The sequence below is a fragment of the Sodalis sp. RH16 genome (assembly GCF_047324245.1).
GTDB lineage: Bacteria > Pseudomonadota > Gammaproteobacteria > Enterobacterales > Enterobacteriaceae > Acerihabitans > Acerihabitans ligni.
The window spans coordinates 4,304,645-4,316,949 of record NZ_CP178737.1 but is presented as its reverse complement, the minus strand read 5'-3'; the positions used below and the strand labels follow the sequence as shown (position 1 = coordinate 4,316,949).

Below are 12,305 nucleotides of genomic sequence, written 5' to 3'. Positions count from 1 at the left end.
GATTCCGAGCATATCTGTCAGCTGTCTGGAACTACGATCAACGCGGTTTTCTGGTGGCCAGGCCGTTATTGATATTGCGGCCGTAGATAAACCAGGTGATCAGGACGCATACCACGTAAAACACCAGAAACAGCTTCATTGCCCCGGCCGGCGAGCCGGTGAGCGCCAGGGACATGCCGAACGCCTGGGGGATGAAAAAGCCCCCCGCCGCGCCGATGGCGGAAATAAACCCCAGCGCGGCGGCGGATTCGGTGGCGGCTTCCCGCTGCGCTTCCTCATTGCTGCCGCCCTGGGCCAGTACCTGCGATACCGCCAGCCGCCGCAGGATCACCGTGATCATTTGGAAAGTGGAACCGCTGCCCAGTCCGGCGGTAAGGAACAGCAAAAGGAACACGCCGAGAAACGCGGCGAAGGAGCCGCCCTGGCCGTGGCTGGGCAGCGTAAGGAACAGCAGCGCGACAAATACCGCCATCAGGATGAAATTCACAAGCGTTACCCGGATACCGCCGAGCCGGTCCGACAAGGCGCCGCCGGCGGAACGCGCCAGCGCGCCGACAAACGGGCCGAAAAAGGCGTAATGCAGGATTTGCATGGCGGGGAACTGCGTTTTCGCCAGCATGGCGAACCCGGCCGAAAAACCGATAAAGGAACCGAAGGTCGCCAGGTAAAGCAGGCTGAGAACCCACATATGCCCGCGTTTAAGCACCAAGAGCTGACGGCTCAGGGACGCACGGGCGGTGGCGAGATCGTTCATGCCGAACCAGGCCAAAACGGTGGCGATAAGCAGCAGCGGCACCCAGATCCAAGCCGCGTTTTCCAGCCATAACCGGCTGCCGTCCGCCTGCAGTTGGCCGGCGCCGCCGAAAAAAGAAAACATCGAGAAGGAGATGGCCAGCGGGGCCACCAGCTGCATGACGCTGACGCCCAGATTACCCATGCCGCCGTTGAGCCCCAGCGCGCTGCCCTGTCTGGCTTTCGGGAAGAAAAAGCTGATATTGGCCATGCTCGAGGCGAAGTTGGCGCCGGCGAAGCCGCACAGCAGGGCGATAGCGACGAAGACGCCGAACGGCGTACGGGGATCCTGCACCGCGGCGCCAAGCCACAGGCAGGGAATCACCATGAACAGGGTGCTGATGGCGGTCCAGCGGCGCCCGCCCATCAGCGGCACCATAAAAGAGTACGGCACCCGCAGGATAGCGCCCGACACCGCGGGCAGCGCGGTAAGCAAAAACAGCTGGTCGGTGGTAAAATGGAAACCAACCTTATTCAGGTTGACCGCCACCGCGCTGAACAGCATCCAGACGCAGAACGCCAGCAGCAGGCAATAAATGGAAATCCAGAGATTGCGCCGGGCGACGGGCTGTCCGTAAGTACGCCAGAATTCAGGCTGCTCCGGCTGCCACTGTTCAATAACGGCGCCACGGGGTGCGCTGACGGGTCGGGTAAGAGGATTCATGAAAAGCCTCGCTCAGGGTAAGAAGAGTCGTGTTATTTCTCGCTACCCTAGGCAACCTTTCACCGGCGGGAATTGATGCAAATCAAGCCGGCGGCGTTCCATAAAACCCCGTCACGGGGTCTCTTATCCTTAGTAAGTATGCGGTATTATCCTTAAAATCATTTATATTTCAGCATGGTAAAAAACCACATGCAGAACTGGGGTATTGTTTCTTCCCTACCGGCTATTTGGGGGTACTCCATAAGGGGTATAGGGTAATTTCCAACAATGGGAAACAATGTGCGTCGCTGAATAAGGAACACCCGCTTATGAAACAGGTTTCCGCTCCGCTTTCCATTGTTCGCCAGGTGACGCTGCTTATGCTGACGCTGAGCGTGCTCGGTATCGGCGGTATGGGCCTCTCGCTGTGGATGGCCCACGGCATGCAGGGCAACGCTCATGCCATTAACAAGGCCGGCTCGTTGCGGATGCAAAGCTACCGTTTGCTGTCGCGGGTGCCCCTGGGGAGCGACAGCGCCCCGCTGATGGCGGAATTGGAACAGGATCAGTCAAGCGATGACTTGCAGCAGCCGGTACGGCGGGAACGGTTGGCGAGTCAATATGCCGCCCTGCGCGATTATTGGCAGACGCGGCTGAAACCCCGGCTGCAGCAGGCTCGCCGCCCCGAGGAGGCCGCCGCCGAGGTGGCGGAGTTTGTCCGCCAGATCGATGGGCTGGTTTCCGCCATCGACCGGAAAACCGAACGCCGGCTGACGCTGGTGGCGCAGGTGCAAAAAACGGAGATAGCCCTTTCCCTGCTGGTGCTGCTGGGGACGATACTCTATTTGCGCCGCCGCCTGCTGCAGCCCTGGCGTCGGCTGCTGCGCCAGGCCAACGCCGTGGCCGCTGGGGATTTTAGCCAGCGTTATCCGCTGCCCGCCGGTTCCGGCAGCCGGGGCCATCATGAAATGGACCTGCTTGGTCTGACATTGAACACCATGTCACACTCCCTGTCGCAAATGTATGCTGAACTTGAGCAACGGGTAGCGCAGAAAACCGACGATTTACAGCAAAAAAACCGGGTGCTGGATTATCTCTATCGCACCAGCCGTCAATTGCACAATAACCAGCCGCTAAGCCAGCGTCTGTTGCCGGTGCTGGAGGAGTTGCAGTCCTTCACGCCGCTGCGGGAAATCCAGATCAGGTTCTACGAAAGCAACGGCGAGGCTCAGTTCGACGACGCTTCCCTGGCCGCCGGACTCTCCGAAGAAGGCCCCACGCCGGTGACGCATATCCGCTATTCCGCCGGCCCGGCGAACGATGAGGATTTGCAGCCGCTGAGCTGGAGCCTGCGGGATAAATTGGGCAACTATGGCCTGGTGCTGGCGCGCAATCCGGCGGAGCGTCCGTTGAACGAGGCCCAGCAGCGTCTGATGGCCACGCTGATTGAACAATTAACCAGTACCCTGGCGCTGGAGCGGCAGGCCGAGCATCGCCAGCAGATGCTGCTGATGGCGGAGCGGACCGCCATCGCCGCGGAATTGCATGACAGTATTGCCCAGTCTTTGTCCTGTCTGAAATTGCAAATCGGCTGCCTGCAAATGCAAAGCCAGGACAGCGCGCCGGAAAACAAGCTGCTGATGCAGCAGATGCGCGAGGAAATGAATACCGCCTACCGGCAGCTGCGGGAACTGCTGACCACGTTCCGTCTGAGTATGACCGAGCCGGGCCTGCGTGCGGCGCTGAAGACGGCGGTAGATGAATTTTCGGCCAAGCTGGGGTTCCAAATAGATTTCGATTATCAATTACCCGCCGGCACCTTTACGCCGCACCAGGTGATTCATTTGATTCATATCAGCCGCGAAGCGCTGAATAACGTGCTTAAACACGCACGGGCCAGCCGGGTCAGCGTGACGGCGGCCAAAGAGGGCGATGAGATTGTGCTGAGCATTTGCGATAACGGCCGCGGCCTGCCGGACGTACAGCAGCGGCCCCATCATTACGGTCTGATGATCATGCGGGATCGCGCCGCCGGACTGCCCGGACACTGCCGGGTGCTACGGCGCGCCGCCGGCGGCACCGAAGTGCGGGTGGTGATTTATCCGCAGACATCGTCCCCGGAGCGGGAATACAGGAGCCCGGCATGAGCACGCAAGATCCCGCCACCATTTTACTGATCGACGATCATCCGATGCTGCGCAGCGGGGTCAAGCAGTTAATCAGTCTGGACGGCAGTCTGAAAGTCGTGGCGGAAGCCACCAATGGTGAAGAAGGCGTACGGCTGGCGGCGGAGTGGGATCCGGATTTGATTCTGCTGGATTTAAATATGCCGGGGCTGAATGGGCTGGATACGCTGGATAAAATGCGCCGCATTCCCCTTTCCGGGCGGATCGTGGTGTTTAGCGTGTCCGACCACGAAGACGATGTGATCACCGCCATAAAACGCGGCGCCGACGGTTATTTGCTTAAGGACATGGAGCCGGAGGATTTGCTGGAGTCGCTGCGGCAGGCCGCGGCGGGAAAGATGGTGCTGAGCGCGGCGCTGATGCCGGTGCTGGCGGCGGGACTACGTGAAAACCGCCCCGGCGCGGAGCGGGATATCCAGTCATTGACCCCGCGGGAGCGGGATATCCTTAAGCTGCTGGCCCATGGACTATCGAACAAGCTGATTGCCCGCAAGCTGGATATTACCGAAAGCACGGTGAAAGTCCATGTGAAGCATCTGCTGAAGAAAATGAGTCTCAAGTCCCGGGTCGAGGCGGCGGTATGGGCATTGCAGAACAGAATGCTTTAGCTGATTCGTGGCAAAATCAGAATAAAGCACTCGCGGAATCATACCGCGTTTAACGGTCTGGCTTCCCTAAATGGAATTAATATAAGAATAGTTTTCCCTTCCGGGAAGGGAAATGTTCTGTTATTGTCTTGCCTAATCCTTGTGATTTTTATTAGTCCGTTATAAAGCCCTATATAAAGTCACATTAATTATAAGCAATTAAATACGTATCGATAAAGCGAATTACTCCATTCAATTTACAATATCAATATAGATTATATTTTACCGGGGTCCGTCACTGTGACAAAGCTCACTTTATATTTTCAAGAATTAATGACAGATGTATTTATTTATTCACCGGTGTTGTCCTTGTTCATGTTGCCAATCGCCAGGGCTCGCAACCTCCCCCAGGCGGAGGACAGGGCACCGGAAGAAGAATACCGAGCCGGGGGCCGGGCGCTTTATCAACTGGCGCAAGGGATAAATAACCCAACCATCCCTCCTTATGAAAATTCGCCTGCAGCGAAAATGCGTATTCAAAGCGTGACCCAGGCAGCGATGGTCGGGCTTTATGCGACGCAAGCGCTGGCCCCGCCGGCTGTGGATAATTCGCGGGCCGGCCGTGTCAGCGGCCGTGGGGCAGATAATCCTGCTTTAGCCTATCCTCCGGCCGAAATCACCGCCGGGACGTCTTCCAACCATCAGCACGGAAATATCGATCCCCAGCCGAATTTGTCGAAGAGAAATCATACTGAGGTTTCGTTCAATTTGATGTATTTGCCTGATAACGAATATTCAGCTTATAAAGGCACTCGCTTTTTTGCGGTGCCAATCTATAAAAATCGTCAGGCGGCGCCGTCCCTTTTACCGCCGGAAGTAAAACCCCAACAGCCTATAAATAAAAAAAACAACAATGGGATTTCATTCCAGTTTTTTACCGTGCCGCACGAGGAATATCCCCATTATCCGGCCCCGCTCTTATTCGCCCGGCCCATCTATAAGAAGCCTCAATCGGTGCCGGCCCTGTTGCCGCCGGACGCACCCATGGCCAAGCCCTCCCCCAACCCACACAGGGAGGCGAGCAGTCGTCTCGCAACGCAACGCAATCCCGTCTCCGACATCCCGTACCAGCCACAGGTTAGCGAGGGTACGGAAAAGATCCCCGCCGCTATCGCGCAGGACGAATCCACGATTGAACAGCGGCAAGGACGGCAAGACCCGAGTCAGAGGCTCGATTCTTCGGGCCGGGCCGCGAAGCAGGATACCGTCCAGCTGTCCGCTGTTGATGAGCACCCCGCGCCTGCATCCTTGGAATCGCCGGTTAGCGGGCAATGGCAAGATCCCGGCGGTAAGGTGGCTGAGAGGCCGCTACCTGAAGAGTTCATAGCACCTAGGCCAATTCTTGCCGTGATCGGCGGGAGCGCGGTGCTCGCAGGGACAGGCGCCGCGGCCGGCGGGAGCGCGGTGCTCGCAGGGACAGGCGCCGCGGCCGGCGGGAGCGCGGTGCTTGCAGAAACGGGCGCCGCGGCCGGCGGGAGCGCGGTGCTTGCAGAAACGGGCGCCGCGGCCGGCGGGAGCGCGGCGCTTGCAGAAACGAGCGCCGCGGCCGGCGGGAGCGCGGTGCTCGCAGAAACGGGCGCCGCGGCAGGCGGGAGCGCGGTGCTCGCAGAAACGGGCGCCTCGGCCACTGGAGGCACCGCGCTGGTACGCGCAGGAGCCAAGGCCGCGGGTGGCGGCATCGTGTTGGCGGGCGGTAGTGCCGCCGCCATTGTAAAAAATGCCGGCGTCAAAAGCGCTTCGCGCTACGATGATTTTGCCGCCTTGTCTCCGTTTATAGAGCGCGATATTCATCGTAAGGCATTAGCTAATAAGCCTGCCCTCACTGCTAATAACGATATCGCCGACCTCTTGACAATCATGCGTCATAATCATATCGACGCACCCGTTATGTCGCCGGGGAATGTCCCGCCTAAGACGCTGCAACCGTCCCTCGGCAGTGATAAGCGGCCACCATTGGTAATAAAAACGGCTCCCCCCGCCAAGCCGGCGGCGCGCCTTCCCCCGCTTCCCGGGGAGATATTGCCTGAGAGACAAGCACCGTTAGCCAAACCTGGGGAAAAGGTGCCTGAGAGCCACGTGCCGTTAGCCAAACCTGGGGAAAAGGCGCCTGAGAGCCACGTGCCGTTAGCCGGCCGCAAACAAACTGTTGCCGGCGCGAGGGAACAATCGCCGCTTAACAGCCCTGCGCGTGGTGAGGCGGTGATCGCTCCCCTGCCCGTCGCACGCGCGGCGGCAGGCCATGCCCAAGAAGCCGTCCGATTTACGGGGGCCGGCGCCGGTTTGAGCGCCCGTGCGTGGCCTGACGCGCCGGCGCGCTCGATAGAAAATATCATTGACCAATGCAAAATCAAGCTCGCCGCCAACGAAGAAGGGGTACTAAAGCCGTACGTTGATTCTGACTATTATGGACAGGCGCCTATTTATGAATTGGTGACCAAAGACGCCGCCTTTTCGCAACCGGTTTACCGGCATTATATCGAGATATACGGCGAAAAGGCCGCCGTCAAACTGACGAGCACCAAGGCGCATGGTATCAAGTATGCCATGATCGACGAAAGCAAACCGGACATTCAGTATGCCCTGTCGTTCAATGACGATGGCTGGCGATTGCAAACGCCTACCGCGGAAGAAATCGATCCGTCCTTGTTGGATGCTATCAGATCCGACATGATTGACCCTCATTGCACGGAACACATGTTATCCGCTCCGGATGAGCGGGGCTTACAGTGGACTAAAGACCAAAAAAGTTATTTGCGCATCAAGGAGAGGTTTGTAGGCGTTTCACCGTCGAAAGACTATATCAATTGTTACGAAATCAGATCCCAGGATCGCCTGCATGTATTGTCCTTGCACTATAAGGATGGGCTCTTTAGACAGCTAAGCGTTCAACCTCAAGAGCTGGTAAAATATGGCCAGCAAAACACGTTTCTTAAACAGAAGATTAAGATAAAAAAATTACTTGATAAGGCCAAACAGGATATAGCGAACAATCGGATATTGAAAAGCGCTCACCATATAAATAAAGCTTTCCAGGAACACAGGCAATACGAAGCGGGTTCGATACGCCAGTTAAAGCAGCTCGCCATTGATTTTATAAAGAAATGCGTGTTCAGGGATGAAAAGGTTAATCTTGCAACAGCAGAAATAACAACTATCCAAGAGGCATGGGTAAAAAATATCAGGCTGCCGTTGAAAACCAATTCTAAAGTTGATGTGGATGATATTGATGAATTGTTTGTGGAAACCCCTATATTTTGTAAAAAAATCATCAATTATCTTCACCCATCGGAATCAAAAAATATTTTTAAAAAATTCGCGTCTGCCTTGGATGAATTATCCACCACACCCATGCCGCATTATGGTGAGAATACAAAAACTTTACATTATAATCTCGTCCTGCAGGGGACAAGAACCGCGACAAAAATCGCCATCTCGGGCAATGAATTTTTTATTTCTTTGGTCACAAATGTATTGAACGGCATCAAACAGACCCCGCTGGGACAAAAAATATTACTGGCTTTGCGAGAAAAAGCCTTCACCATTCATCCCCCGACCATGAGCGCCATAGAGCGTGTCAAGGACGGTATATTTTACGCCAAAAACAGTGCTGGCGGCGCCATCGCGTTTGATCCTGGAAACTTTATCATCGGCGACGGCACAACACTCAAGGCGGAGCCCTGGCGTAATCGAGATCCCGCCATTGCTCTTTACCATGAATTATTGCATATTTATTATGATAACTATCCTGCCAAGTTTAAACCGGTGGCTGACGAAACAGTCAAAATTATTCGAGGTGGCCCTAAAGAACTTGAAGAGGCCATGATCACTGGAGTCAGTTTTAATGATGCGAAAACCAATAAATTATATAATTTTATCGATGATAATTACATAAAGGAAAACGGCCAAGAGCTTATTTCCGAAAATCAATTCAGAAAAGAGTTTGCCCGAATGAAAGGACAAGACCTATATTTTATAAGGCCTTACTACGTTAAGCCGGATAAACTGACGCCAAAACAAATCATGTTCCGTTTAGCCTACAACTGAAAATGATAGACCACAGTTATTATGATAAAATAGGACAATCAGTGCATGGGTGAGCGTCCCTCTGTTTCGTGCCCTCATTTATACCCATTAAAGATTTAGGAGAAAATTAATTATGCGTCTAGCGGAATATTTCACCTGTTGTCCCCAGCAAGATTTTTCAGATGGTAATGCCCGGATAAGAAACTGGGACTGGGTTCCCAATTATGACGGAAACTGGGAAGGTTGGGCCAAAGAAGCTTGGTTTGAAGAAAAAAGAAACCGACAAGAAGCTTTGAAGAGAATACACAATTGTTATGACAATCGGCATGAAGAGCTGGATTTATCTCATCTCGGCCTGAGCTGCCTGCCGATATTACCTTTATTTGTGAAAATTCTTAATGCCAGCCACAATAAGTTAACCGGATTGCCTCTTCCCTACCCCGATCAGATGCTTAAAATCGATCTGAGCTATAATAAAATTGAAAAATTACCCCGGAAGTTACTCATTCAGGTGCAGGAATTAAATTTGATCGGGAATCCTCTTAGCATAAAGTTTAAGAAATCATTGCATTTCGATTTTATGGACAACGTGAATTTTGAGGATAACACTACGGTACCCCATTACCCTTCCCATTCAATTTCTACGGCAAATAAAGGTTGGGCAAGCTTGCAGGTAAGTCAATTATGTTCAAGAATGGCTAAAAAATAACCAAACAGGCGACTCATCCTGCACTCAGCCAAACTTTCAGCGTCGATCCCGCCACGCCGTCATAGTATCCCGTGAGGCAACGCGGTGGCGGGGTTCGCTAACAAAAGGTGGCGTGGGCGCGAGCCGGCAAGCGATCTTTCCCCCGAATTATTCAGGACATCAAAGCGGGCCGGATGTACAGCCCGCCGCCTTAGCAGGCAATCTCCCCGTCCGGGATGTCCGCCGCGGCCAGGGGCTGGCTTCCCACCCAGATTCGGCCCTGTTCCACTTTCACCGGCCAGGCGTTTACCCGCAGGCCGCTATCGTCGGGGCTGACGCCGTCACGCAGGCGAAAGCGTTTTTTATACAGCGGAGAGATGACTACCGGTTCCCCGGCGATATCGCCGATAATGCCCCGGGACAAGACGTTAGCGCCGCTCCCCGGCTCGAGGTTGTCGAGGGCGTAGACCTGCTGCGGATTGCGCGGCAGGTAAAACAGGGCAATCTGCCGCTGGGCTACCCGTACGGCAATGCCGGCGTTAGCTGGGATATCCGCCAGTTCGCCCACCTGCTGCCATTGATCGCCGCCGGCCACAGACGTTGCCGGTATGACCGGCGCGGTATCCGCAGCGGGCTTCTCTTCAATGCGGGCCGGGCGGATTTGTCCCCGTTCGGGCACCATGACCACCGCTTCGTCGGGGCTATCGCTGTTAAGGAACGCGCGGAACAGCGGCAAACGATCCTGACTTTCCAGAGTGGTACGCCATTCGCACTGATAGCTGTCCGCTACCTGCTGCATTTCGCGGTCCAGTTCGTCCACCAGCTGCAGGCTGTCCTGCAGGATAACCTCTTTAAGGTAATCCACCCCGCCCTCCAGGTTGTCCAGCCAGGTGCTGGTGCGTTGCAGCCGGCCGGCGGTCCGGATATAAAACATCAATACCCGGTCGATGATGCGTATCAGTTGGTCGGCGTCCAGGTCGCTGGCGAACAGATCCCCATGGCGGGGTTTCATGCCGCCGTTGCCGCAGACGTACAGATTCCAGCCTTTATCGGTGGCGATAACGCCGATATCCTTGCCCTGCGCTTCGGCGCATTCGCGGGTACAGCCGGAGACGCCCATTTTGAATTTGTGCGGCGAGCGCAGTCCCTTGTAGCGGTTCTCCAGACGGATCGCCAGTGCGGTGGAATCCTGCACGCCGAACCGGCACCAGGTGGATCCGACGCAGGATTTTACCGTGCGCAGGGATTTTCCGTAGGCATGGCCGGTTTCGAAGCCGGCATCCACCAGTTCACGCCAGATGGCGGGAAGCTGTTCCTGGCGGGCGCCGAACATGGCCACCCGTTCCGCGCCGGTGATTTTAAGGTAGAGGTGATAGCGCTGCGCCACCTGGCCGATGGCGATAAGGCCCTGGGGGGTGATTTCTCCCGCCGGTATGCGGGGAACCACCGAATAGGTGCCGTCTTTTTGGATGTTGGCGAAGAAACGATCGTTGGTGTCCTGCAGCGGCAAATGGTCGGGCTGCAACAGGTAGTCGTTCCAGCAGGACGCCAGGATTGATCCCGCCAGCGGCTTGCAGATTTCACAGCCGATGCCCCGGCCATAACGGCTGATAAGCTCATCGAAGGTTCGGATGTTATTGACCTGCACCAGGTGGTAGAGCTCCTGCCGCGAATAAGCGAAGTGTTCGCAGACGTCTTTTTTTACTTCCACCCCCAGCTGTGTAAGCTGGTATTCCATGATCTGTTTCACCAGTGGGACGCAGCCGCCGCAGCCGGTGCCGGCTTTGGTGCGGGCCTTGACGGCGTTGAGATCAATGCAGCCGTCTTTAACGGCTGCGCAGATATCGCCTTTGCTGACGTTATGGCAGGAACAAACCTGCGCCTGGTCGGGCAAAGCCGCCACGCCGAGGGCCTTGGCGGCCTGGCCGTCGCCGGCGGGCAGGATCAGGCTTTCAGGATGGGGCGGCAGCGCCATGTCATTGAGCGCCATTTGCAGCAAAGTGTTGTAGTCACTGCTGTCCCCCACCAGCACCGCCCCCAGCAAATGCTTGCCGTCGGCGGAAACCACGATCTTTTTGTAGATTTCATTGGGACCGTCGGTCCATTGGTAGGATTGGCTGCCGGGCGTAACGGCCAGGGAATCCCCCACCGAGGCCACTTCCACCCCCAGCAGCTTTAGCTTGGTGCTCATATCCGCGCCCCGGAAAACCGCGTCCTGCTGTGCCAGCGCCGCGGCGGCGGTGCGCGCCATCTGGTAGCCCGGCGCCACCAGGCCGAAGTTCCGCCCCTGCCAGACCGCGCATTCGCCGATGGCGAAGATATCCGGATCGGAGGTGCAGGTCTGGTCGTTGATAACAATGCCGCCGCGCGGACCGATTTGCAGGCCGCACTCCCTGGCCAACTGATCCCGTGGGCGAATGCCGGCGGAAAACAGCACCAGGTCGGTATCCAACGTGTCGCCGCCGGCAAAGCAGAGCCGCAGCCGGCCGTGGTTGCCCACCGTGATTTCCCGCGTGTCCTTGCCGGTATGCACCAGGACCCCCAGCGCTTCGATTTTCCGCCGCAGCATGCCCGCGCCGCCGTCATCCAGCTGCACCGCCATCAGCCTGGGCGCAAATTCAACCACATGGGTCTCAAGCCCCAGTTGCCGCAGGGCATTGGCGGCCTCCAGCCCCAGCAGGCCGCCGCCAATCACCACCCCGATTTGCGAACGGCGCGCCCGGACGGCAATGGCGTCCAGATCGTCCAAAGTACGGTAAACCAGGCAACCTTCACGCTCGCTGCCGGTGATGGGCGGTACAAAAGCATAGGATCCGGTAGCGATAACCAGCTTGTCGTAGGGGATTTCCCTGCCCTGTGCATCCACGACGCAGCGGCGCCCCCGATGGATGCGGGTGATTTCCTGCGCGCTGCGCAGTTCGATGCCGTTGTCGACAAAAAATCCCGGTTCCACCAGGGACAGGGACTCCGCGCTGCGCCCGGCAAAATACTCCGACAGATGAACCCGATCGTAGGCCGGGTAGCGCTCTTCGCCGAAGACCACAATCCTGTAGCGCTTGTGCAGGTCTTGCTCCACCAGCCGTTCCAGGAAATGATGACCCACCATGCCGTGGCCAATAACGATTAATACCGGTTTACTCATGACATCAGTCCTTGCAGCCCTCAGCCGCCCCTGAAAACGAAAAAGGCGTCCACAGCTATACGACTAATCGCATAACCATGGACGCCTTTGCCCTTTTGCGTCCCGCGAACCCTCATTGGCCCGCGGAACTGAATGTGTGTTTTGCCGGTTTGCCGCCTGCCGTCCGGTGACATTTCCCCGGAAG

6 protein-coding genes are annotated in these 12,305 nt (G+C 56.4%); 4 read left to right on the top strand and 2 right to left on the bottom strand.

Annotated features, from left to right (window positions below):
* Nucleotides 1-37 precede the first annotated feature (37 nt).
* Complete coding sequence (locus ACL2XJ_RS19760) at nucleotides 38-1,456, bottom strand: NarK family nitrate/nitrite MFS transporter (RefSeq protein ID WP_413724223.1); 1,419 nt, start codon at nucleotides 1,454-1,456, stop codon at nucleotides 38-40.
* Nucleotides 1,457-1,764: 308 nt separating this feature from the next.
* Here ACL2XJ_RS19760 and narX point away from each other — a divergent pair, with 308 nt between their 5' ends.
* The 4 genes from narX to ACL2XJ_RS19740 all read left to right on the top strand — a co-directional run bounded on the left by narX (nucleotide 1,765) and on the right by ACL2XJ_RS19740 (nucleotide 9,000).
* Complete coding sequence (gene narX, locus ACL2XJ_RS19755) at nucleotides 1,765-3,582, top strand: nitrate/nitrite two-component system sensor histidine kinase NarX (protein ID WP_413724222.1); 1,818 nt, start codon at nucleotides 1,765-1,767, stop codon at nucleotides 3,580-3,582.
* Nucleotides 3,579-4,229, top strand: a complete 651-nt coding sequence (gene narL, locus ACL2XJ_RS19750; protein ID WP_132921931.1) for a two-component system response regulator NarL — start codon at nucleotides 3,579-3,581, stop codon at nucleotides 4,227-4,229. Before narX ends, narL begins: the two co-directional genes overlap by 4 nt.
* Nucleotides 4,230-4,508: 279 nt before the next feature.
* On the top strand, nucleotides 4,509-8,312 hold the full coding sequence (locus ACL2XJ_RS19745; RefSeq protein WP_413724221.1) for a hypothetical protein: 3,804 nt from the start codon (nucleotides 4,509-4,511) through the stop codon (nucleotides 8,310-8,312).
* 112 nt (nucleotides 8,313-8,424) lie between these two features.
* The gene (locus ACL2XJ_RS19740; RefSeq protein WP_413724220.1) at nucleotides 8,425-9,000 is read left to right on the top strand and encodes a hypothetical protein; all 576 of its coding nucleotides are present in this window, start codon (nucleotides 8,425-8,427) and stop codon (nucleotides 8,998-9,000) included.
* Between the two features lie 190 nt (nucleotides 9,001-9,190).
* Here ACL2XJ_RS19740 and nirB read toward each other — a convergent pair whose 3' ends face one another.
* Nucleotides 9,191-12,121, bottom strand: a complete 2,931-nt coding sequence (nirB, locus tag ACL2XJ_RS19735; RefSeq protein WP_413724219.1) for a nitrite reductase large subunit NirB — start codon at nucleotides 12,119-12,121, stop codon at nucleotides 9,191-9,193.
* Nucleotides 12,122-12,305: the final 184 nt, after the last annotated feature.

Excerpts from the sequence above, each read along its gene's own strand:
- narX (WP_413724222.1), top strand. The coding sequence starts at position 1,765 with ATGAAACAGGTTTCCGCTCCGCTTTCCATTGTTCGCCAGGTGACGCTG.
- nirB (WP_413724219.1), bottom strand. The coding sequence starts at position 12,121 with ATGAGTAAACCGGTATTAATCGTTATTGGCCACGGCATGGTGGGTCAT.
- ACL2XJ_RS19740 (WP_413724220.1), top strand. The coding sequence starts at position 8,425 with ATGCGTCTAGCGGAATATTTCACCTGTTGTCCCCAGCAAGATTTTTCA.
- ACL2XJ_RS19760 (WP_413724223.1), bottom strand. The coding sequence starts at position 1,456 with ATGAATCCTCTTACCCGACCCGTCAGCGCACCCCGTGGCGCCGTTATT.
- narL (WP_132921931.1), top strand. The coding sequence starts at position 3,579 with ATGAGCACGCAAGATCCCGCCACCATTTTACTGATCGACGATCATCCG.